The following is a 21,944-nucleotide window of genomic DNA, read 5'->3' on the forward strand; positions in this document are numbered from 1 at the left end:
CACGCGACTGTACACCCGCGATGTGACAACGGAGTAGGCAGCGGCAGCAGGGAATCCCGGGGCCTGCGGCGGCCCCGGGCATCGCGGTGGATCAGAAGATGTCGAACGCGGCGTCGTCGGCCTGCGGTGCATGGGTGTCGAAGCTGTATTCCTCGATCTTGTCCATGTCCTCGACCTTGACCCACTCGGTGGCACCGTTGAGCGTGGCCTGGACCATGCCGGACGGCGGCTCGTTCTGCGCGATCGGGGTGTCCTTCAGTGCGGCGCGCATGTATTCGATCCAGATCGGCAGGGCGGCGCGGCCACCGTACTCGCGGTAGCCCAGCGAGCGGAAGTCGTCGCGGCCCACCCACACGGTAGTGGCATACGGACCGCCGAAGCCGGAGAACCACGCATCGCGGTGATCGTTGGTGGACCCGGTCTTGCCGCCGACATCCTCGCGGCCGAGCACCTTGGCCGCCGTGCCGGTGCCGCGCTGGACCACGTCGCGCATCATCGAGACCAGCTGGTAGGCGGTGCGTGCATCGATGGCGCGCGGGGCGACCTTGGCGTCCGGGTTGGCCGGGCGCGGTGCCTCGGCCACGGCCTGCTGCGGCTTGGCCGGGGCGGCGTTCGGGGCCGGCGCGGCGCCGAAGTTGAAGCCGTCCACGACCTGGCTGGCCGGCGCACCACCACTGGTGCCGGCGCAGTCGCGGCAGGCCAGGGCCGGGTTTTCCTTGAACACCACGTTGCCGTCGCGGTCGGTGACCTGGTCGATCAGCCAGGTGTCCACGCGCGAGCCGCCGTTGGCGAACACGGCATAGCCGCGCGCCACCGACAGCGGGGTCAGCGAGGCGGTACCCAGCGACATCGACAGGTTCGGCGGCAGCTCGGCTTCGGCAAAGCCGAACTCGCTGATGTACTTGCGCGCGTAGTCCACGCCCATGCCGTCGAGCAGGCGCACCGAGACCAGGTTGCGCGACTGCACCAGCGCTTCGCGCAGGCGCATCGGGCCACGGAAGCCGCCGCCGTCGTTCTGCGGCGACCAGGTCTTGCCGCGGCGGTCGCGGAACACGACCGGGGCGTCGAGCACGATCGAGGCGGGGTTGAAGCCCTTGTCGAACGCAGCGGCATAGATGAAGGGCTTGAAGCTGGACCCGGGCTGGCGACGTGCCTGGGTGGCGCGGTTGAAGCTGTTTCCCGAGAAGCTGAAGCCGCCGACCAGCGCCTTCAGGGCCCCGTTTTCGGCATCCAGCGAGACCAGCGCGGACTGGCCGCGCGGGACCTGGTCCAGCAGCCATTCCCCTTCCTTTGCGCCGGGGCGCACGCGGACGATGTCGCCGCGCTGGACCAGCTTGGCCGGGGTCTTGCCGGTCCACTTGGCGGCCGAGGCCGGCAGCACGATCTCGCGGCGGTTGGCCAGCACCACGGTGGCGCTGCCATCGGCGGCCGTGCTGGCCACGATGGCCGGCAGCAGCACCGACTGCACCGGGATCTTGCGCACGTGTTCGGCCAGGGCGGCGGCATCGTCGCCGGCACCGAGCTCGACCTGCTTCTCCGGCGCACGCCAGCCGTGGCGGTGGTCGTAGGCGAACAGCCCGTCGCGCACCGAGATGTTGGCGGCGGTCTGCAGGTCCGAATTGATGGTGGTGGTGACGTGGTAGCCCTTGTTGACCGCGTCGCCACCGAACCGGGCGATCATTTCCTGGCGCACCAGTTCGGCGACATAGGGCGCCTCGACCTGCACCGGCGGCTCGTGCGCGCTGGCGTGCATCGGCACCGCCTTGGCGGCGTCGGCCTCGGCCTGGGTGATGAAGCCCAGGGTAGCCATGCGCTGCAGCACGTAATAGTCGCGGCGCTCACGGGCGCGCTCGGGGTTGCTCAACGGGTTGCCGCTGGAGGGGAACTTGGGGATGCCGGCCAGCGAGGCCATTTCATCCAGCTCAAGTTCGCCCAGCTTCTTGCCGTAATAGAACTCGGCGGCCGCGGCCACGCCGTAGGCACGGTTGCCGAAGAAACTCTTGTTCAGGTAGAGCTCGAAGATCTCGTCCTTGCTCAGCTCCTGCTCGATCTTGCGCGCCAGCAGGATCTCCGAGATCTTGCGGGTGTAGCTGTACTCCGAGCTCAGGAAGAACTGGCGGGCGACCTGCTGGGTGATGGTGGACCCGCCGGGCACGCGCTTGTCGTTGGTGGTGGCCAGCAGCCACACCGCGCGGGCGATGCCTTTGTAGTCCACGCCGCCATGCTCGTAGAAGCGGGCGTCCTCGGTGGCCAGGAAGGCCTGCTTCAACCGCAGCGGGACGTCCTTCATCTCGACGGGGCTGCGGCGGGTCTCGCCGAACACGGCCATCAGTTTGCCATCGCTGGCATACACATACATGGGTTCCTGGAGCTCGATGTCGCGCAGGGTCTGCACGTCGGGGAGCTTGGAGGACACGGCGTAGTAGAGGCCGCCGGCAACCGCCGCGCCAATCAATGCCAGGACCAGGAACGCCACCAGCATCCAGCGCAGCCAACGGCGTAAGCGTGTCATCAGGACAGATTCCGATTGCGAATTTCGTGGTCGCAGAGTATAGATTACGCAAGGGAACGGCTGGGGTTGTTCCCGGGGAGAGCAATTCGTTCACCGTCTGGGGATGCGTGAAACGTGCCGTAGTGCTCGTTTCACAGCGTGACGGTTGCGGTTTGCAAAAAAAACGTTATTAATGCGCGGACGCAGGTTATGCGTCCAAGTGCCCGTCGGCAGGGGAGAAACCGTGGGGCTTATCCCAAAGAGCCAGTCGCCGCTTATTGGCGTCGACATCAGTTCGACTGCGGTAAAGCTGTTGCAGCTTTCACGCAGTGGCAATCGTTTTCGCGTGGAACATTACGCCGTGGAACCGCTTCCGCCGAATGCGGTGGTGGAAAAGAACATCGTCGAGGTCGAAGCGGTCGGGGAGGCCATTCGACGCGCAGTGAACCGATCGGGGACCAAGGCCCGGCATGCCGCCGCTGCCGTGGCAGGCTCGGCGGTGATCACCAAGCTGATCCCGATGCCGGCCGACCTGGATGAGAACGACATGGAAGCCCAGGTCGAGCTCGAGGCGGTCAACTACATCCCGTACCCGATCGAGGAAGTGAACCTCGATTTCGAAGTGCTGGGTCCGATTCCCAACAACCCGGAAATGGTCCAGGTGCTGTTGGCGGCGTCGCGGTCGGAAAACGTCGAGCTGCGCCAGTCGGCGCTGGAGCTGGGCGGGCTGACCGCGCGGGTGATGGACGTGGAGGCCTTCGCGGTCGAGAACGCCTTCGCCCTGGTCGCCAGCGAGCTGCCGGTGGCCAGTGACGGCGTGGTGGCGCTGGTGGACATCGGTGCCACCATGACCACGCTCAACGTCCTGCGTGGCGGGCGCAGCCTGTACAGCCGCGAACAGGTGTTCGGCGGCAAGCAGCTTACCGACGAAGTGATGCGCCGTTACGGCCTCACCTACGAGGAAGCCGGCCTGGCCAAGCGTCAGGGCGGGTTGCCGGAAAGCTATGAGATGGAAGTGCTGGAGCCGTTCAAGGAAGCCACGGTCCAGCAGATCAGCCGGCTGCTGCAGTTCTTCTATGCCGGCAGTGAGTTCAACCGCGTCGACCACATCGTGCTGGCCGGCGGGTGCGCGGCGCTGGCCGGTCTGCCGGAGATGGTGGAAGAACAGCTGGGCGTGGCCACCATCGTGGCCAACCCGCTGGCACAGATGACGCTGGGCCCGAAGGTGCAGGCGCACGCGCTTGCCCAGGACGCCCCGGCGCTGATGATCGCCACGGGTCTGGCCCTGAGGAGCTTCGACTGATGGCACGCATCAATCTATTGCCCTGGCGCGCCGAACGGCGCAAGCAACGCCAGCGCGACTTCTACACCATGCTGGGTTTTGCCGCCATTGGCGGCGTGCTGCTGTCGTTGCTGATCTGGTTCTACTACGACCGTCAGGTCAGCGGGCAGGGGGATCGCAATACCTTCCTGCAGGCCGAGATCGAGAAGGTCAAGGAGCAGAACAAGGAGATCGAGCGCCTGGATCGCCAGAAGGACCGCCTGCTGGCGCGCAAGAAGGTGATCGAGGAACTGCAGGCCAAGCGCTCGCAGATGGTGCACCTGTTCGATGCGCTGGTCCGGACCATTCCCGATGGCGTGGTGCTCACCGCGCTGAAGCAGGAAGGCGACATCCTCACGCTTGAAGGCCGCACGCAGTCCAACGCGCGTGTCAGTGCCTACATGCGCAACCTGGAAGGCTCGGGCTGGATGACCAGCCCGGAGCTGTCGATCATCGAGGCCAAGGCCCCGGAAAAGGACAAGGAAGGCGCCCCCCCGGTGGGCCCGGTCGCGGACATCAAGGCATTGCCGTACATGTTCGTGGTTAAGGTCACACTGCCGGCCCAGACCGATCCGAACGCGGCGGCGCCTGCCGTCCCGGGTGCCACTGACCCTGCCGTCGATCCGGCCGCGCCGGCCGTCGTGCCGCTGTCGCCGGCACCTGCTGCCGGTACCCCGGCCGCTGCACCGGCAAGCCCGGCCGCTGCCGCCCCGGCAGCGCCTGCATCGACCCCGGCCGATGCCGCCACCCCGGCCAAGCCGTCCGGCAGCCGCATCGCGCCGCCCGCGCCACACGTACAACCGGCTGCGCCGTCCCCGGCACAGAAGGGGGCCGCATGAGCCAGAAAGTCAATCTGAAAGAGCTGGACTTCAACAACATCGGCAATTGGCCGCAGAAGGCCAAGGTGGTGTTCTGCGCGCTGCTGGCGCTGTTCATCGTGATCATGGCCTGGTTTGTCCTGATCAGTGGCAAGCGCGAGGAACTGGGCACGCTGGAACAGCGCGAGTCCGAGCTGCGCGCCGAGTTCGAGAAGGAACAGGGCCGCGCGGTGAACCTGGAGCCGCTCAAGCAGCAGCTGACCCAGATGGAGCAGGTGCTGCAGCAGATGCTGCGCCAGCTGCCCAGCAAGACCGAAATGCCGGACCTGATCATCGACATCTCGCAGACCGCGCTGTCCAGCGGCCTGTCCAACGAGCTGTTCCAGCCCGGAGCGGAGGCGCCCAAGGAGTTCTACGCCGAGAAGCCGATCGCACTGCGCATGGTGGGCAGCTATCACCAGTTCGGCGCGTTCGTCAGCGGCGTGGCCTCGCTGCCGCGCGTGGTCATCCTGACCATGCACGACATCAACCTCAAGCCGAAGGATCCCAAGACCGGCATCACCGCCCGCAGCGGTGCGCTGGAGCTGTCCGGTACGGTCAAGACCTACCGTTACCTGGATGACGTGGAGATGGAAGCCCAGGACAAGGCCGCCCCCGAAAAAGACAAGGCGGCCAACGCCGGAGGCACGCCATGAGCCTGGGGACGACCGCACGGGTCTGCGTGGTACTGCTGGCGGTGTTGCTGGGGGGCTGCGCACGCGGCGTGACCAGCACGCCGGGCGATGCGCCGAACCTGGAGAAGTGGGTGGCCGACGTGCGCGCCCGGCCGGCACCGCCGCTGGAGCCGCTGCCGGTGATGCAGCAGTTTGAAACGTTCGAGTACTCCGCGCAGGGGATGCGCGATCCGTTTACCGATGCCTGGACCAATCCGCAGGGCGGATCGGGCCTGCGTCCGGATCCGAACCGCCGCAAGGAGCCGCTGGAAGCCTTCCCGCTGGACAGCCTGGACATGGTCGGTTCGATCGGTCGCGATGGCGGGCTCGTCGCGCTGGTGATGGCGCCGGACAAGGTCACCTATCGGGTGCGTCCGGGCGTCTATCTGGGGCAGAGCGACGGACGGGTGACCGGGGTCTACGAGGACCGGATCGAACTGATTGAACTTGTGCCCGATGGTGCAGGCGGCTGGCTGGAACGGCCGGCAACGCTCGCACTTGAAGATCAATGATTGCTTACGGGGATAGCACGATGACCTTTTCCAATGCCATGCGGCTGCGTCCGGTCCGGCGCCAGAAGCGTATCCACCTGTGCGCGCTGGGAGTCGCGCTCATGGTGGCCAATGGCACGCTGATGGCGGCCACGCCAGCCGGCACCACGGCCCCGGTTGCGGCGGCCACGCCCGCGGCGGCCACCGCCCCGGCGTCGCTGTCGGTGTCCAAGATCGACTTCAAGCGCGGCGACGATGGCGCCGGCCGCCTGATCCTGCAGTTCGACGGCCAGGGAGCAAATCCGGACCTGCGCAGCCAGGGCAACAGCGTCGTGATCGACGTTGGCAACGCGCGCCTGCCGGAGAACCTGCAGAAGCCGATCAATGTGACCGACTTCGCCACACCGGTGCAGCGCATCGATGCCAAGCCTTACGGCGGCGGCACGCAGCTGGTGCTCAACACCAACACCGCCTTCGAGTCGCTGGCCTATCAGAGCGGCAACGAGTACGTGGTCGAGATCAGCCCGCGCCAGGCCATGCCGGCCACCGGTGCGATCAATGCCACCACCGTGACCCAGGCCGCCGCGGCCGTGGGCCAGCGCGGGTACAGCGGCAAGCCGGTGACCTTCAACTTCCAGGACGTGCCGGTGCGCACCGTGCTGCAGTTGATCGCCGAGGAATCCAACCTCAACGTGGTCGCCTCCGACAGCGTCGAAGGCAACGTCACGCTGCGCCTGATCAACGTGCCGTGGGACCAGGCGCTGGACATCGTGCTGCGTGCCAAGGGCCTGGACAAGCGCCGCGATGGCGGGGTGATCTGGGTTGCGCCGCAGCCGGAGCTGGCCAAGTTCGAGCAGGACAAGGAAGACGCGCGGATCGCGATCGAGAACCGCGAAGACCTGATCACCGACTACATCCAGATCAACTATCACAATGCCGCGCAGATCTTCAAAGCGCTGACCGAAGCCAAGGGCATCGGCGGCGGCGGTGGCGGCAGTGGTGGTGGTGGTGGCAGCGGCAACAGCGGTCAGGAAGACAGCGGTTTCCTGTCCTCGCGCGGCCGCATCGTGGCCGACGAGCGCACCAATACGCTGATGATCAGCGACATTCCGAAGAAGGTCGCGCGCATGCGCGAACTCATCAATGTCATCGATCGTCCGGTGGACCAGGTGTTGATCGAGAGCCGCATCGTGATCGCCACCGACACCTTCGCGCGTGAGCTGGGCGCCAAGTTCGGCATCACCGGCAACCGCGACAACGTGTTCTTCGGCGGCCAGACCGAGACCAACCACGAGAACATCACCAACCAGGCCACCAACAACTACGACTACAACAAGGCCGTCAGTGAGTGGATCGCCGGTGGCCGGACCGGCGCCGTGCCGGTACGCGCCCCGGACAAGATCAGCACCGGGCTGCTGAACTGGAACTCGGCCGTGGCTGCGGCCAGCAACCCGGGTTCGCTGGCGCTGTCCATCCTCAACGCGGGCTACCTGCTGGACGTCGAACTGTCGGCGATGCAGCAGGAAGAGCGCGGCGAAGTGATCTCCAACCCGCGCGTGGTCACCACCAACCAGCGCGAGGCGCTGATCAAGCAGGGTAAGGAAATCGGCTACGTGACCATCAGCGGTGGTGGTGCCGGTGGTGGCGCTGCCCAGGCCAACGTGCAGTTCAAGGAAGTGGTGCTGGAGCTGAAGGTCACCCCGACCATTACCAACGACAACCGCGTGTTCCTGAACATGGCTGTCAAGAAGGACGAAGTCGAGCGCTACATCCGCCTGGAAGGCTACGGCGAAGTGCCGACCATCAACCGTCGCGAGGTCAACACCGCGGTGCTGGTGGAGGACGGCCAGACCGTGGTGATCGGTGGCGTGTACGAGTTCACCGACCGCAACAGCATCAACAAGGTGCCGTTCCTGGGCGATGTGCCCTTCCTGGGCAACCTGTTCAAGAAGCGCAGCCGCAACAAGGACAAGGCCGAACTGCTGGTGTTCGTGACCCCCAAGGTCCTGCGCGTGGCCAAGACCAACTGAGGTCTGCCGCACGTCAGGTGAAAAGGGCCGCCCCGTGCGGCCCTTTTTGCGTTCAGCCAATCTTGATGCGATGGGACCGCCCGGCCTGCCATCATGGCGATGGAACCTGACGCCTGTTGCGTGGGTCATACGGATGCCATGAATCTGCCCCCTCCCATGCCCGAGTTCGACACCCTTCCTTCCCCGCCCGACGCAGACGGTGATCGCCTGCATGCGGCGTTCACCGCGTTGCGCGATGCGCTGTCGGCCGAGATCGTCGGCCAGCGTGCGCTGGTCGAGCGCCTGCTGGTGGCCCTGCTGGCCGATGGCCACCTTCTGGTCGAAGGCGCCCCCGGGCTGGCCAAGACCACCGCGATCCGTGCCTTGGCCTCGCGCCTGGAGGCCGGTTTCTCGCGTGTGCAGTTCACCCCGGACCTGCTGCCGGCCGACCTGACCGGCACTGAGATCTGGCGCCCGCAGGAAGGACGCTTCGAGTTCGTGCCGGGGCCGATCTTCCATCCGATCCTGCTGGCCGACGAGATCAACCGCGCGCCGGCGAAGGTGCAGTCCGCGCTGCTGGAGGCGATGGGCGAACGCCAGGTGACGGTGGGCCGCCACACCTATCCGCTGCCGTCGCTGTTCCTGGTGATGGCCACGCAGAATCCGATCGAACAGGAGGGCACCTTCCCGTTGCCCGAAGCGCAGCTGGACCGCTTCCTGATGCACGTGCGGATCGGCTACCCGGATTCCGACGCGGAGGCCGAGATCCTGCGCCTGGCCCGCGAGCGCGCCCGCGAAGCGCTCACCGTGCCGGCCGCAGCTCCCTCGCGGATGCCGCTGGAGGATGTGTTCGCCGCACGTCGGGCGGTGCTGTCGCTGCACATGGCGCCGGCGCTGGAGCGCTACCTGATCGAGCTGGTGCTGGCCTCCCGCGACGCGGCACGCTACGACCCGTCGCTGGCCCGGCGCATTGCCTGGGGCGCCAGCCCACGCGGCTCGATCGCCCTGGAGCGTTGCGCACGTGCGCGCGCCTGGCTGGCGGGCCGCGATTTCGTCACCCCCGAGGACGTGCGCAGCGTGGCCCCGGACGTGCTGCGCCACCGCGTGCTGCCCAGTTACGAGGCCACGGCCGAAGGCTGGGATGGCGACCGTCTGGTTGCCGAGCTGCTGGCCCGCGTGCCGGCACCGTGAGCCGATGAAGGACGCCGCCGTGGACAACCTGGCCCCGGTGCTGGACGGGGACGGCCTGCAGCCAACCCTGCCCGAACTGGTCGCGCTGCGCCGCAGCGCCCACCGTCTGCGCCCGCCGCGGCGCGGCCGCATGGGCCATGCCGGGCAGGCGCCGTCGCCCGCACGCGGGCGCGGCATGGAGTACGCCGAATCGCGCGAGTACGTGCCTGGCGATGACGCCCGCCACATCGACTGGCGGGTGACCGCACGCAGCGGCCGCGCTCACACCAAGCTGTTCCAGGCCGAACGTGAGCGCCTGACCCTGCTGGTGGCCGATACCGACCCGGTGCTGTATTTCGGCACGCGGGTCCGCTTCAAGTCGGTGCAGGCCGCGCGCGTAGGTGCCGTGGCGGCGTGGTTCGCGCAGCGCCAGGGCGACCGCCTGGCCGCCGTGCGCGGCAGCCTGCGCGAAGCGCCCATCGCCCCGGCAGGCGGCACGCGCGGGGTACTGCGCGTGCTGGACGCGTTGACCCGCTGGTACGCGCAGCCGCCGGCCGACGATGCCGGCCTGGACCGCGCCCTGGAACAGGCGACGCGCCTGCTGCGCCCCGGTGCGCGCGTGGTGGTGCTGGCCGATCCGGCCCGGGCCGCCGGTATCGCTGTGTCGCGCTGGACGGCGCTGTCGCTGCATCACGAGGTGGTGCTGGTGTTGCTGGTCGACCCGCTGGAGCTGGCACCGCCGCCGTCACCGCTGTCCTTCATTGCCGGCGGGCAGCGGGTGGCGCTGGACCTGGGCAGCGATGCGGTGCGTGCGCGCTGGCTGGCGCAGTTCGTGGCGCCCCTGGATGCCTTGCGCGAGGCGTTGTCGGCCCGGCGCATCCAGGTGCACGTGGTGGCCACCGACGATGCCAGCGACAGCTGGCTCGGCGCGGTGCCATCGGCGGTGGTGGCATGAGCACGGGCGGTGCGCTGCCGCTACGCGATGTGCATCTGCCGCCGTTCCCGCCGCTGTGGCCGCTGCCGCTCGGCTGGTGGCTGGTGCTGGGTACGGTCGCCGTGGTCCTGGCCGGGTGCTGGGCATGGCGCGCGCAGCGGCGTCGACGCCGCCAGCGGTGGCTGACCCTGTTCGACGCGCGGCTGGCCGAAGCCGGTGGCCCGGTTGCCGAGGTCGCGGCCATCGCCGAGCTGCTGCGCCGTGCCGCCCGTCATCGCCAGCCCGGCGCCGAACTGCTGGACGGTACGGCGTGGCTGGGGTTCCTCGACCCGCCCGGCAGCCGCGCGTTCTCCGACGGGCCCGGGGGCCTGCTGCTGGACGGCATGTACCGTGCGCAGGTCGACCCGGCCGAGGCGAGAAAGCTGCGTGCTCTGGCCCGCGAGCGCTTCCTGGATCTGATGGTGGGCGCGCGATGATCGCTACCGCTCCCCTGCCCACGTGGCTCTCGTGGACCGACCTGTTGGCCTGGCCTTGGCTGCTGCTCGCCCTGCCGTTGCCGCTGTTGATGCGGTGGTGGCCGATGCGCGCGCAGGACAGTGCCGCGCTGCGCGTACCGTATGCCGTCGACACGTTGCAGGCGCTTGCCGGCACGGCGGGCGGACGCCGTCCCGGCGTGGTGCGGGTGCTGCTGTGGCTGGCATGGGCGAGCCTGTGCGTGGCCGCCGCGCGGCCGCAGCAACTGGGTGAGCCGGTGACGCCGCCGCACCAGGGGCGGCAAATGATGCTCGCGGTGGATGTCTCCGGCAGCATGGGCGAGCCGGACATGCGCCTGGGCAACCAGGTCGTGCCGCGCCTGACCGCGGCCAAGGCGGTGCTGGCCGACTTCCTCGACCGCCGGGTCGGCGATCGGGTCGGGCTGCTGATCTTTGGTGATCGTGCCTTTACGCTCACCCCGCTGACCACCGACCTGACCAGCGTGCGCGAACAGCTCGACGGCAGCGTGGTCGGTCTGGCCGGGCGCGAAACCGCAATCGGTGATGCCATCGCCTTGTCGGTCAAACGCCTGCGCGAACAACCGCAGGGGCAGCGCGTGCTGATCCTGCTGACCGATGGCGTGAGCAATGCCGGCGTGCTGCAGCCGCTGCGTGCGGCCGAACTCGCCCAGGCCGAGGGCGTGCGGGTGTATACCGTGGCGTTCGGCGGCGACGGCGGGCTGAGGGTATTCGGCATGCAGATCGCCACCGGCGACGATCCTGTCGACGAAGCGACCCTGCAGAAGATCGCCACGCTTACCGGCGGCCGTTCGTTCCGCGCGCGCAACACCGATGAATTGGCCGGCATCTATGCCGAGCTGGAACGCCTGGAACCGGTGACCTCCGCCGGCCAGGCGGTGCGCCCGCGCATCGAACGGTATGCCTGGCCGCTGGCGTTGGCGTTGCTGCTGGCGGGGCTGGCCTGGCTGCTGCCAAGGCGGTGGGCATGACCATGATCGACTGGAACGCGCTGCATTTCCTGCGCCCCGCTGCGCTGTGGGCGCTGTTGGCCCTGCCGGTGATCGCCGTGCTGTGGACGTGGCGCCGCCGCCGGCGCAGCGGCTGGCAGCAGGCGGTCGACGCGCACCTGCTGCCGCACCTGCTGGTGGCCGGCGGACGGGGAGGGCGCGGCGGCCTGGTATTGCTGCTGTGTGGCGTGGTCCTGGCGGTGCTGGCGCTGGCCGGGCCGTCCTGGCGGCAGGTGTCGCAGCCGCTATGGCAGAGCCCGTCGCCGCTGGTGCTGGCGCTGGACCTGTCCTCGCGCATCACCGCCACCGATCTGCCGCCGTCGCGGCTGCTGCAGGCGCGCGCCAAGCTGGCCACGCTGCTGCGCGAGCGGCAGGGCGGCGAGGTGGCACTGCTGGCCTATGCCGATGATGCCTTCACCGTGGCACCGTTGACTGCCGACATGGCCAACATCGCGCTGTACCTGGATGCGCTGGGCCCGGACGTGATGCCCCGCGACGGGCAGCGCGCCGACCGGGCGATCGAGGCGGCGGTCAAACTGCTGCAGCAGTCCGGCGCGCGCGGCGGCGACATCCTGCTGCTCACCGACCAGGCCGACGCCGATGCCACGCGTGCGGCTGCCTCGGCGTCTTCGCAGGGCATCCACGTGTCGGTGCTGGGCCTGGGGACCGCCGCGGGGGCGGCCTACCGTGCCGACAACGGGCAGATTGCCCAGGCGCGGCTGGACGCTGCGTCGCTGCGGGCGCTGGCCGCGGCCGGCGGCGGTGCCTACGCGTCGGCTGCCAGCGATGATGGCGACCTGCGATCACTCGGCGTGCTCACCCCGCGCGCCAGTGCCGGCGACAGCCGGGAGGGCGAGGGGCGTGCCTGGCGCGACGAAGGCTTCTGGCTGCTGCCACCGCTGCTGCTGATCGCGTTGCTGGCGTTCCGCCGCCGGGCGCTGCTGGGGCTGGTGCTGGTCTGCGCCAGCCTGCCGATGACGCTGCCGTCCACTGCCTACGCCGCCGATGGGCAGACGCGGTTGTGGAAGCGGGCGGACCAGGTGCAGCAGGCGCAGGTCGCCGCCGGCGTGGACGCGTACCGGCGCGGCGATTTCAGCGCCGCGCAGGCGCAGTTCGAGGGCGTGGATACCGATGCCGGCTGGTACAACCTGGGCAACGCGCTCGCCCGCCAGGGACAGTACGACGCGGCGATCGACGCCTACGACCGCGCGCTGGCCAAGCATCCCGGCATGGCCGATGCGATCGCCAACCGTGCCGCGGTGGATGCCGCGCGCAAGCGCAAGCCACCGCCGTCCTCCTCGTCGGACCAGGGCAAGCCGCAGCCCGGACAAGGCAAGCCCTCGCCCGGGCAGGGGCAGCCGCAGGACGCGGGCGGGAAACCCGGCCAGCCCGATCCTGCCGCGCCGCCCCAGCCGGGCAAGGCGGGCCAGGCAGACACGCCGGCCGACCCACGCAATGCCGATCCGGCGGCGCAGCAGCAGGCCGATGCGGCCCAGCGCGAGCGCATGCGCCAAGCGCTGCAGCGGCAGTCCCAGGCCGGCGACGGCCCGCAGCGCGATGCCCGCGCAGGCGCGCAGACGGCCGAAAAACGCGAGCAGCGCCAGGCCGTGGAGGCGTGGATGCGGCGCGTGCCGGATGACCCGGGCGCGTTGCTGCGTGCCAAGTTCCAGCTGGAAAACGAACGCAGGAAACAGGAAGGACGATGAGAGCCCATTTCCCCACGCACCGCGCGCTGCGCGCGGTCCTGGCCCTGCTGCTGTGCATCGGTTTCGGCGCGCAGGCGCAGCAGCCCCGTGCCTGGCTGGACCGCGACCGCATCGACGACGGTGGCACGGTCACGCTCAACATCCAGTCCGACGAGGCCGGCGCGGTGCCCGATTACGCGCCGCTGCGCGCCGACTTCGACCTCAGCGGCCAGACCAGCAGCCGCCAGGTGCAGTGGAGCAACGGCGACATGACCTCGCGGACGCTGCATGGCATCGCGCTGTCGCCGCGCCGCACCGGCACCCTGACCATTCCGCCGCTGCGGGTCGGCAGCGGCCGCACGCCACCATTGACCCTGCAGGTGGCGGCGGGGGCCGCCGCCACCGATCCGGGCGCCGCGCGCGGCAACGCCGCAGTGTTCCTGGAAACCGAGGTCGACGACACCACGCCGTACGTGCAGCAGAGCGTCGGGGTGGTGGTGCGGCTGTATTACGCCTCGCAGCTGGTGTCCGGCGAGCTGGTGCTCGATACCCCGGACGGCGCCTCGCTGCAGCGGGTCGGCGAAGACCGCAGCCTGGTCCGCGAGGTCAACGGGCGTCGCTACAACCTGGTCGAGCGCCGCTTCCTGCTGATCCCCGAGCGCAGCGGGCCGCTGGCGCTGGCCGGGGCCCGCTTCGACGGCCGCAGTGCCGGGGGCTTTTTCGACGACATGTTCGGCGGTGATGGCCGCCTGCGGGCCCGTGCGCCGGCGCGCACCCTGCAGGTGCAGGCGCAGCCGGATGCGGCACCGCAGCCGTGGCTGCCGCTGCACGACCTGCGCCTGCGTTACACCGCCGCCCCGGACACCGGGCGGGCCGGCGAAGCGGCCACGGTGGTGGTCGAGGCCACCGCGCTGGGCGCCTCCCGGGCCCAGTTCCCCGAGCTGCCGGTGCCCGATGTGGGCCCCGCGGCGCAGGTGTTCGCCGAGCCGCCGCAGTACGACGAAACGTTCAGCGGCACCACACCGCAGTTGAAGCTGACGCGCCGCTACTCGATCGTGCCCCGCCAGCCCGGCGCGCTGACGGTGCCGGGCCTGAAAATGGGCTGGTGGGACGTGAAGGCCGGGCAGGCGCGCACCGCGACCGTGCCCGATCTGACCCTGCAGGTGGGGGCCGGGAGCGGCGCGGCCGGCGCACCGGCGCCGATCGCCCTGGACACCCTGTCGCCGCTGCCCGGCAGCGCCGCTGCGCCGTCCACCGCCGTGCCGATTCTGCCGGTGCACGGCGCCGGCCGGCCGTGGGGCTGGATCGCCGCGGCCGCCGGCTTCGCCGTGCTGTGGCTGGTGACGCTGGCCATCGCGCTGGGCCTGGCCTGGCGCCGGCGCAGGCGCGCAGCGGTTGCTCCCGGCGCCCTGGCCGGGTCACCCGCGGCCGCCAGACCGTCGCTGGCCGCGCTGCGCCAGGCAATGGACGTGCAGGGCCTGGATGAGATCGTGGCGGTACTGGCCGGCATGGCCGGGGTGCAGACCCTGGAGCAGGTGCTGGAGCAGCTGGCCGACCCCGACCAGCGCGCCACCCTGGTCCAGATGCAGCGCGCGCGCTGGGGCGGGCAGGGCGGCGACGTGGCCGCCGCCCGCCAGGCCCTGCGTCGGGCGTTCCATGACGGACCGCACTGGCGACCGGTGGAAACGACGGAAAACAATGGCCTGGCACCGCTGTATCCGTCGGCGCGGTGAGGCGTCCCGATGCCGGCCGGGCCGGCTTTGCTAAGCTGATTCACTATTTTCAGAGGAAAGCCGTTCGATGACTGAGGCCGCAAAGACCCGGCAGAAGCTGCCATTGCACTGGAAAATGGGCATTGGCTTCGGCATCGGCCTGGTGCTGGGCCTGATCGTGCACGCCCTGGCGCCGGCCGTGCCGGGCCTGGGCGACGTCGCGAAGGGCGTGATGGCCTGGATCACCACGCCCCTGTCCAGCCTGTTCCTCAACCTGATCTTCATGCTGATCGTGCCGCTGATCTTCTCGGCGCTGATCATGGGCGTGTCGGAGATGGGCGATATCCGCGCCCTGGGCCGGATCGGCTGGAAGACGCTGGCCTACACCGTGCTGCTGTCGGGCATCGCGGTGGGCATCGGCCTGGTGCTGGTCAACGTGCTCAAGCCCGGTGCCGGCGTGGACCCGCAGGTCGCCGCGCAGATGCTCTCGGAGAACGCCGAGCGCAGCCGGGAGATCGTCGCCGGCATCCATGAAACGCCCAAGGGCATGGACATGCTGCTGTCGATCGTGCCGAGCAATGTGCTCCAGGCCGCTTCGGACAACGGCGCCATCCTGTCGCTGATGTTCTTCGCGCTGATGTTCGGCATCGGCATGGTGCTCAGCGACGACGACAAGGTTGCCCCGCTGCGCCGCGCCATCGAAGGCGTGTTTGAAGTCTCGATGACGCTGATCAACCTGGTCATCCGCCTGGCGCCGTACGCGGTGGCCTGTTTCATGTTCAACCTGGCCACGTTGTTCGGGCTGGATCTGATCGTGCGCCTGGGTGCCTACGTAGGCGTGGTGGTGCTGGCGCTGGGCCTGCACATGGTGGTGACGTACGGCACGGCGGTATGGCTGTCCGGCCGCTCGCCGCTGTCGTTCTTCCGCGACACCCAGGAAGCGACGGTGATGGCCTTCTCCACGGCCTCCAGCAACGCCACCCTGCCGACCGCGCTGCGCGTGGCCGACCAGATGGGCCTGCCGCAGCGGGTGTCGCGCTTCGTGCTGACCGTGGGCGCCACGGCCAACCAGAACGGCACCGCGCTGTTCGAGGGCGTGACGGTGATCTTCCTGGCGCAGTTCTTCGGCGTGGACCTGAGCATCGGCCAGCAGATCATGGTCATGGCGGTGTGCATCCTGGGCGGTATCGGTACCGCCGGCGTGCCGTCGGGTTCGCTGCCGGTGGTGGCGATGATCTGCGCGATGGTCGGCGTCAACCCGCTGGGCATCGGCCTGATCCTCGGCGTGAACCACTTCCTGGACATGTGCCGCACCGCGCTGAACGTCACCGGCGATCTGGCCCTGACCACCCTGGTGGCCAAGGGCGAGACCGAGGAACTGCCGCCGGCGACGGCGGGACGCGTCAACGGCGATTGAACCGCCGCCAGTCACGATGGGATACTCCACCGGCGCATGGAAGGCGCCGGGATCGGCGCCGTGCGGAAAGGAGCCGAAATGAGGATTTCGCATCTGCTGGCCGTTGGCCTGGCCCTGCTGGCGTTCGACGCCGGCGCTGAACCACGTACCTGTGAGACCCACGCCAGTACCACCGGCAGCTTCGCTGCCGGCCGCCAGTTCTTCACCTGGGACGTGGTGCCCGACGTCGCACCGGCCGAAGCCCTGCGGCGGATCCAGGCCGAGGGGGTCAAATCCGGCCTGAAAGTGGGCCGGCTGGACCCCGAGCTGGGCTCGGTGACCCTGGAACAGACCGCCCCGCTGGCCGATCGCCAGGTGACCCTGCCGGTGAACGTACTGGTGGAAGGCGAAGGGGAGGGCGCCCGCATCACCGTCAGCAAGACCCTGCCCGCCGGCTACGCCACGCGCGAGGACCTGCAGCGCAGGGCCATGTGCGCGTTCATCGACGCCGCGCGCGGCTGAGGGCGTGGTCCGGGCGTGACCCGGACTGACCCCACCGGTCGTCTGTGGGACAATGGGCAGCCCGCAGCTCCGCGGGAGCCTCCTGATCCCACAGAACCATGACGCAGCCTACCCGCCGCCAGTTGGCCAACGCCATCCGCTTCCTCGCCGCTGATGCGGTCGAAACCGCCAAGTCCGGTCATCCCGGCATGCCGATGGGCATGGCCGACATTGCCGAAGTGCTCTGGAACGATTATCTCCGTCACAACCCGAACAACCCCAAGTGGTTCAACCGCGACCGCTTCGTGCTGTCCAACGGCCACGGCTCGATGCTGCAGTACGCGCTGCTGCACCTGAGCGGCTACGACCTGCCGATCGAGCAGCTCAAGCAGTTCCGTCAGCTCGGCAGCAAGACCGCCGGCCACCCGGAACGCCATGAAACCCCCGGCGTGGAGACCACCACCGGTCCGCTCGGCCAGGGCCTGGCCAACGCCGTGGGCTTCGCGCTCGCCGAGAAGCTGCTGGCACAGCGTTACAACCGTCCCGAACACGAGATCGTGGACCACCGCACCTGGGTGTTCCTGGGCGATGGCTGCCTGATGGAAGGCGTGTCCCACGAAGCCGCCTCGCTGGCCGGCACCTGGGGCCTGGGCAAGCTGGTCTGCTTCTGGGATGACAACCACATCTCCATCGACGGCAACACCGATGGCTGGTTCACCGACAACACCCCCGAGCGTTTCGAGGCCTATGGCTGGAACGTGGTGCGCGGCGTCGATGGCCACGATCCGGACAGCATCAAGTCCGCCATCGACCAGGCCCTGTCGCAGTTCGACAAGCCGACCCTGATCTGCTGCCGCACCACCATCGGGTTTGGTTCGCCGGGCAAGGCGGGCAAGGAATCCAGCCACGGCGCGCCGCTGGGCAAGGACGAGCTGGAGGCCACCCGCAAGCAGCTGGGCTGGAACTACGGTCCGTTCGAGATTCCGGAAGAGATCTACGCCGGCTGGCGTGCCGGCGGTACCGGCACCCTGCGCCAGGCCGAGTGGGAACTGCAGTTCGACAAGTACGCCGCGCAGTTCCCCGCCGAAGCCGAGGAGCTGATCCGTCGCTCGCACGGTGAACTGCCGGCCGATTTCATCGCCAAGGCCGACGCCTACATCGCGCAGGTCCAGGCCGACGGTCAGACCATCGCCTCGCGCAAGGCCTCGCAGCTGGCGATCGAAGCATTCGCGCCGCTGCTGCCGGAACTGATCGGCGGTTCGGCCGATCTGGCGCACTCCAACCTGACCCTGTGGAAGGCCAGCAAGTCGGTCGCCACCGACGACCCGAACGCCAACTACGTGTATTACGGCGTGCGCGAGTTCGGCATGACCGCCATCGCCAACGGCCTGGCCCTGCATGGCGGGTTCATTCCGTTCGATGCCACCTTCCTGGTGTTCAGCGACTACGCCCGCAACGGCGTGCGCATGAGCGCGCTGATCCCGGCGCACGCGATCCACGTGTACACCCACGATTCGATCGGCCTCGGCGAAGACGGCCCGACCCACCAGCCGGTGGAGCACCTGGCCTCGCTGCGCTACATCCCGAACAACGATGTGTGGCGCCCGTGCGATGCGGTCGAGTCGGCGGTCAGCTGGAAGTCGGCGATCACCCGTACCGACGGTCCGAGCTGCCTGGTGTTCAGCCGCCAGAACCTGCCGCACCAGCCGCGCAACGACACGCAGGTCGCACAGATCGCCCGTGGTGGTTACGTGCTGGCCGACGCCGAGGGCGGCGTGCCGGACGTGATCCTGATCGGTACCGGTTCGGAAGTGGGCCTGGCTGTTGCCGCCAAGGCGGAACTGGATGCCGCCGGCATCAAGACCCGCGTGGTGTCCATGCCGTCCACCGACGTGTTCGAGCGCCAGGACGCCGCCTACCGCGAGTCCGTACTGCCCAACGCCGTGCGCAACCGCGTGGCGGTGGAAGCCGGCGTCACCGGTTTCTGGCGCCAGTACGTGGGCCTGGACGGTGCGGTGATCGGTATCGACACCTTCGGTGCCTCGGCCCCGGCCGATGCCCTGTACAAGCACTTCGGCATCACCACCGAGGCGGTGGTGGCCGCGGCCAAGGCGCAGCTGGCGAACTGATCGCAACCGCGTGATGCAACACCCACGGCGCTTCCCGAAACGGAAGCGCCGTTTTTTTTGTTGTCAGCGACCTGTGCAGCGCCGGCCGTTGGCCGGCTCGCGGGGGTGCATGCGCTTGCCTGGCGCCGGGCTGTTCCCGGCTTCATGCATTCAGGCGAACAGCCGCGATGTGCAGACGTTGTTGGGCTGCCGCCCTTGTCGGGGCACGCCACGCTGCCTGCCGTTCCCAACCGCACACGACCCTGTATGGGGGCCGCCGCCGGGTAGCCCCCGGAGGGACTGTCAAAAACATGGATGTTTTTGACAAGCCCCCAAGGATGGGTTCACGGCGTGTCCCGGAGCGGGGCTGCCCGGCGGCGGCCCCTGCACGTACGAACGAAGACGCTGTTCTTTGCGCGAAAGCCTGAAGCCGCAGAACACTGCCGGATGCACAAGGAACGGCACTGCCTACGCGGTACGCGCCAACCCCAACCGCACCAGCCGCGCTTCAATCCGTTCGCCGATGTCCTTCGGGGCCTCCAGCCCCATGCGCTGCAGATACACCGCGTCGCCGTCACCGGCCGGCTGCATGACCGCCGCCAGGACCGTGCGCAGCTTGGCCGCGCGCGTCTGCGTGTTCTGTTTCAGCCAGCCCAGCGCCTTCACCAGGTGCTGCTCCACCTCGGTGAAGTCGCTGCCCAGCGGGTAGTCAGGCAGCAGCCCGGACTGGCGGTACGGCGCCAGTGCCGCGCTGACCGCCGTGGCGGAATTGCGCTGCCAGTCCGCCGGTGCGGCAAACCCCGTGGCCAGTTTCTTCGCCGCCTTGGCCTGGTCCAGCAGGGCCGCCTGGAAGCGCGCATCGGTGATGCCGGCCATCGCGATCACGCAGTCCTCGTCGGTCATGTTGCGCAGATCGGCGATGCCGTACTCGTTGATGTACAGGTCGCGCAGGTGACGCGGGATGGTCGTGTGGCCGTAGTTCCAGCGCACATTCGACTGCAGCGCGCCCTTGTCCTCGCGCGTGGCCCGGAAGATCAGCGCACTGCGGGCGCCGGGCAGGGCATGGGCCATCGCCACGAAGTTGTACTGCCCGCCCACGCCGGACACCACCCGGCCATCTTCCAGCGCATCGGAGACGGCCGCACCCAGCGCCGTGGCCATCATGCAGGAGTTGAAGAAGCGCGCATCGCGGCGCTGCATCCGCTCCAGGGTTTCATCGCCGCCGTAGAGCTGGTTGATCTCACTGATCCGGCGCATGCCGATCGCGCTGCGTTCGTCGTCGGGCAGTGCGCGCAGCCACTGGTAGAACTCCGGCGAGCCCAGGTAGAACGCGCCATGCAGATACTCGCCTTCGGCCTCGAGCGTGGCGTAATCGGTGGTCCAGGCGCTGCCATTCTCGATGCGCTGCATCAGCGACAGATCGTCATGCACCTTGCGCCGGATCACGCCGGTCTGGACCAGCCGCCGGAAGCCCTCGTTGAGCATCTCGCTGCAGCCGTACAGGCCGATCTCGAACGGCTCCAGCCCGCCCGATGCGAGCACGCTCGGGTGGGTGGCCAGGTCAGGATCGAGCGCCTGCAGGATCTGCCGGTAACGCGCGTTGTCGGTGTGCCGCAGTACCAGCGCGTGGCTGAGCGCATCGGCCAGCGTGCCGATGCCGATCTGCAGCGTGCCACCGTCGCGCACCAGCGCGCTGGCATACAGGCCGATGGCGTAGTCGGCATCGCCGACCGGCTGCCGCGGCAACCCGAACAGATCCGGATAGGGGCCCGGCGGGGTGATCACCAGGTCGAAGAAGGAGACATCCACCGTGGCCGAACCGGCCAGATAGGGCAGCTGCGGATCGATCTCGGCAATCATCAGCGGGCGCGGCAGACCGCGCGCGACCATCGCATCGAGGGTGTCCTGGGTGATGTCGTTGTTGCACGACAGCGACAGCCGGCGATCGTCCGGGCGCATCGCCACCTTCTGCACGATCGCATGCGGCGCGCGCTGCGCCACCGCATCGGCGGCGTGGGTGTAGTTGAGGCTGGTGTAACTGCGCTGCGCCTGCGACGAGCCCAGCAGCGCACCGGACTGCATGTAGAACTCCTCCACCTGCACATGGTCGGGCAGGCGGTCGCGCGCCATCGCATCGGCATAGGCCAGGCGCGGGAAACCGGCGCCGAAGTGGCGTTCGGCGAACGGCCCCATGAAGCGCGCCTCCAGCCCGCTGCCACCGGCCTTCGGCGGATTCAGCGAAAGCGCGGTGTACAGCTGCAGCGGCCGTGAGGCATCGTTTTCCACGCGCGCATAAAGGGCATTGAGCAGGCGATGCGGCTTGCCCAGCGCCAGCGGCGCGCCCACGCGAAGGGGGCCATCGACCCGCTGCAGCAGCCAGTCGACGGCGGCGTCCAGGTCGGTCAGGTGTTCGGTCATGCGGCGCGTTCCTGCGAAATCATGCGGGCCATTACAGCATTTCGGGGTTGAACAGACGGCGACGCGAGACCTCGTCGCCGGAGACCATGAACTGCCCATCGCCGCGGTAGTGCACCGTGCGCGGCAGTTTCGGGGAGCGCGCGACGTGCGCCTTGACCACTTCCCAGATGAAGAGGCCATGCCGCCTGATCTGGCTGCGGTCGACCAGGCGGCACTCGAAACTGGCGTGGCATTGCGCGATCAGCGGCGCTGCCACCACGCTGCCAGCCACCGCATCCAGGCCGAAGTGCGCGAACTTGTCGATCTCGTCGCCGCAGGTATTGCCGATGCCGACCACGGTATCGAGCAGGTCGGCGGTGGGCACGTTGATGACGCATTCGCCGCTGCGGCGGATCAGCCCGGCGCTGTGGTTGCCGCTGGAGATCATCGTCGCCAGCCGTGACGGGGTGAACTCGAGCACCATGTGCCAGCCCAGGGTCATGATGTCGCGCTGGTCCTTCCACGCCGAGCTGACCAGCACCACCGGACCGGGTTCGAGGAAGCGCCGCACCTCGGCGACGGGGAAGTCGACTTTCCGATAGCGTCTCATCGGCGCCTCCACGGGGAATCGCCCGATGCTGGCAGCGTGCGCATGAACCGGTTGTCGAAGGGCTTGACACCGAATTCGATTACGGGC

17 protein-coding genes are annotated in these 21,944 nt (G+C 68.9%); 14 read left to right on the forward strand and 3 right to left on the reverse strand.

Annotated elements, in window-relative coordinates:
• Positions 1-91 precede the first annotated feature (91 nt).
• Entirely contained in the window at positions 92-2,512 is a 2,421-nt protein-coding gene (locus ACO6VK_RS00405; protein ID WP_422504933.1) for a penicillin-binding protein 1A, read from the reverse strand.
• 223 nt (positions 2,513-2,735) lie between these two features.
• Here ACO6VK_RS00405 and ACO6VK_RS00410 point away from each other — a divergent pair, with 223 nt between their 5' ends.
• The 14 genes from ACO6VK_RS00410 to tkt all read left to right on the forward strand — a co-directional run bounded on the left by ACO6VK_RS00410 (position 2,736) and on the right by tkt (position 18,871).
• The gene (locus ACO6VK_RS00410; RefSeq protein WP_017356727.1) at positions 2,736-3,794 is read left to right on the forward strand and encodes a pilus assembly protein PilM; all 1,059 of its coding nucleotides are present in this window, start codon (positions 2,736-2,738) and stop codon (positions 3,792-3,794) included.
• Positions 3,794-4,651, forward strand: coding sequence for a PilN domain-containing protein (locus tag ACO6VK_RS00415; RefSeq protein ID WP_422504934.1), 858 nt, complete (start codon positions 3,794-3,796; stop codon positions 4,649-4,651). The genes ACO6VK_RS00410 and ACO6VK_RS00415 overlap by 1 nt, the downstream gene beginning before the upstream one ends.
• Positions 4,648-5,325 carry a type 4a pilus biogenesis protein PilO gene (locus ACO6VK_RS00420; protein WP_422504935.1) on the forward strand — a complete coding sequence of 226 codons (678 nt, stop codon included), beginning with the start codon at positions 4,648-4,650 and terminating at the stop codon, positions 5,323-5,325. Before ACO6VK_RS00415 ends, ACO6VK_RS00420 begins: the two co-directional genes overlap by 4 nt.
• Positions 5,322-5,855, forward strand: coding sequence for a pilus assembly protein PilP (locus ACO6VK_RS00425; protein ID WP_037591971.1), 534 nt, complete (start codon positions 5,322-5,324; stop codon positions 5,853-5,855). Before ACO6VK_RS00420 ends, ACO6VK_RS00425 begins: the two co-directional genes overlap by 4 nt.
• A gap of 20 nt (positions 5,856-5,875) precedes the next feature.
• Complete coding sequence (locus ACO6VK_RS00430) at positions 5,876-7,864, forward strand: type IV pilus secretin PilQ (protein ID WP_422504936.1); 1,989 nt, start codon at positions 5,876-5,878, stop codon at positions 7,862-7,864.
• Positions 7,865-8,002: 138 nt separating this feature from the next.
• The gene (locus ACO6VK_RS00435) at positions 8,003-9,034 is read left to right on the forward strand and encodes an AAA family ATPase (protein WP_422504937.1); all 1,032 of its coding nucleotides are present in this window, start codon (positions 8,003-8,005) and stop codon (positions 9,032-9,034) included.
• Positions 9,035-9,038: 4 nt separating this feature from the next.
• Positions 9,039-9,968, forward strand: a complete 930-nt coding sequence (locus ACO6VK_RS00440) for a DUF58 domain-containing protein (protein ID WP_422504938.1) — start codon at positions 9,039-9,041, stop codon at positions 9,966-9,968.
• Positions 9,965-10,423 carry a DUF4381 family protein gene (locus tag ACO6VK_RS00445; protein WP_422504939.1) on the forward strand — a complete coding sequence of 153 codons (459 nt, stop codon included), beginning with the start codon at positions 9,965-9,967 and terminating at the stop codon, positions 10,421-10,423. The genes ACO6VK_RS00440 and ACO6VK_RS00445 overlap by 4 nt, the downstream gene beginning before the upstream one ends.
• Positions 10,420-11,430 (forward strand): vWA domain-containing protein, encoded by a 1,011-nt coding sequence (locus ACO6VK_RS00450; RefSeq protein WP_422504940.1) that lies wholly within the window; start codon positions 10,420-10,422, stop codon positions 11,428-11,430. Before ACO6VK_RS00445 ends, ACO6VK_RS00450 begins: the two co-directional genes overlap by 4 nt.
• A complete protein-coding gene (locus ACO6VK_RS00455; protein ID WP_422504941.1) occupies positions 11,427-13,154 on the forward strand; it encodes a VWA domain-containing protein in 1,728 nt (575 codons plus the stop codon). Before ACO6VK_RS00450 ends, ACO6VK_RS00455 begins: the two co-directional genes overlap by 4 nt.
• A complete protein-coding gene (locus tag ACO6VK_RS00460; RefSeq protein WP_422504942.1) occupies positions 13,151-14,866 on the forward strand; it encodes a BatD family protein in 1,716 nt (571 codons plus the stop codon). Before ACO6VK_RS00455 ends, ACO6VK_RS00460 begins: the two co-directional genes overlap by 4 nt.
• Positions 14,867-14,933: 67 nt before the next feature.
• A complete protein-coding gene (locus ACO6VK_RS00465; protein ID WP_422504943.1) occupies positions 14,934-16,262 on the forward strand; it encodes a dicarboxylate/amino acid:cation symporter in 1,329 nt (442 codons plus the stop codon).
• A 78-nt stretch (positions 16,263-16,340) separates the two neighbouring features.
• Positions 16,341-16,763 (forward strand): hypothetical protein, encoded by a 423-nt coding sequence (locus tag ACO6VK_RS00470; RefSeq protein ID WP_422504944.1) that lies wholly within the window; start codon positions 16,341-16,343, stop codon positions 16,761-16,763.
• 98 nt (positions 16,764-16,861) lie between these two features.
• Positions 16,862-18,871, forward strand: a complete 2,010-nt coding sequence (tkt, locus tag ACO6VK_RS00475; RefSeq protein ID WP_422504945.1) for a transketolase — start codon at positions 16,862-16,864, stop codon at positions 18,869-18,871.
• A gap of 447 nt (positions 18,872-19,318) precedes the next feature.
• Here tkt and ACO6VK_RS00480 read toward each other — a convergent pair whose 3' ends face one another.
• Entirely contained in the window at positions 19,319-21,268 is a 1,950-nt protein-coding gene (locus ACO6VK_RS00480; RefSeq protein ID WP_422504946.1) for an acetyl-CoA hydrolase/transferase C-terminal domain-containing protein, read from the reverse strand.
• 31 nt (positions 21,269-21,299) lie between these two features.
• On the reverse strand, positions 21,300-21,857 hold the full coding sequence (locus ACO6VK_RS00485; protein ID WP_422504947.1) for a flavin reductase family protein: 558 nt from the start codon (positions 21,855-21,857) through the stop codon (positions 21,300-21,302).
• Between the last annotated feature and the right edge of the window lie 87 nt (positions 21,858-21,944).

This window comes from Stenotrophomonas sp. GZD-301 (assembly GCF_049310345.1).
Taxonomy (GTDB): domain Bacteria; phylum Pseudomonadota; class Gammaproteobacteria; order Xanthomonadales; family Xanthomonadaceae; genus Stenotrophomonas.

What these genes read in the sequence shown, in the direction of transcription:
- ACO6VK_RS00405 (WP_422504933.1), bottom strand. Translation starts at nt 2,512, where the DNA reads ATGACACGCTTACGCCGTTGGCTGCGCTGGATGCTGGTGGCGTTCCTG.
- ACO6VK_RS00415 (WP_422504934.1), top strand. Translation starts at nt 3,794, where the DNA reads ATGGCACGCATCAATCTATTGCCCTGGCGCGCCGAACGGCGCAAGCAA.
- ACO6VK_RS00420 (WP_422504935.1), top strand. Translation starts at nt 4,648, where the DNA reads ATGAGCCAGAAAGTCAATCTGAAAGAGCTGGACTTCAACAACATCGGC.
- ACO6VK_RS00425 (WP_037591971.1), top strand. Translation starts at nt 5,322, where the DNA reads ATGAGCCTGGGGACGACCGCACGGGTCTGCGTGGTACTGCTGGCGGTG.
- ACO6VK_RS00430 (WP_422504936.1), top strand. Translation starts at nt 5,876, where the DNA reads ATGACCTTTTCCAATGCCATGCGGCTGCGTCCGGTCCGGCGCCAGAAG.
- ACO6VK_RS00435 (WP_422504937.1), top strand. Translation starts at nt 8,003, where the DNA reads ATGAATCTGCCCCCTCCCATGCCCGAGTTCGACACCCTTCCTTCCCCG.
- ACO6VK_RS00440 (WP_422504938.1), top strand. Translation starts at nt 9,039, where the DNA reads ATGAAGGACGCCGCCGTGGACAACCTGGCCCCGGTGCTGGACGGGGAC.
- ACO6VK_RS00445 (WP_422504939.1), top strand. Translation starts at nt 9,965, where the DNA reads ATGAGCACGGGCGGTGCGCTGCCGCTACGCGATGTGCATCTGCCGCCG.
- ACO6VK_RS00450 (WP_422504940.1), top strand. Translation starts at nt 10,420, where the DNA reads ATGATCGCTACCGCTCCCCTGCCCACGTGGCTCTCGTGGACCGACCTG.
- ACO6VK_RS00455 (WP_422504941.1), top strand. Translation starts at nt 11,427, where the DNA reads ATGACCATGATCGACTGGAACGCGCTGCATTTCCTGCGCCCCGCTGCG.
- ACO6VK_RS00460 (WP_422504942.1), top strand. Translation starts at nt 13,151, where the DNA reads ATGAGAGCCCATTTCCCCACGCACCGCGCGCTGCGCGCGGTCCTGGCC.
- ACO6VK_RS00465 (WP_422504943.1), top strand. Translation starts at nt 14,934, where the DNA reads ATGACTGAGGCCGCAAAGACCCGGCAGAAGCTGCCATTGCACTGGAAA.
- ACO6VK_RS00470 (WP_422504944.1), top strand. Translation starts at nt 16,341, where the DNA reads ATGAGGATTTCGCATCTGCTGGCCGTTGGCCTGGCCCTGCTGGCGTTC.
- tkt (WP_422504945.1), top strand. Translation starts at nt 16,862, where the DNA reads ATGACGCAGCCTACCCGCCGCCAGTTGGCCAACGCCATCCGCTTCCTC.
- ACO6VK_RS00480 (WP_422504946.1), bottom strand. Translation starts at nt 21,268, where the DNA reads ATGACCGAACACCTGACCGACCTGGACGCCGCCGTCGACTGGCTGCTG.
- ACO6VK_RS00485 (WP_422504947.1), bottom strand. Translation starts at nt 21,857, where the DNA reads ATGAGACGCTATCGGAAAGTCGACTTCCCCGTCGCCGAGGTGCGGCGC.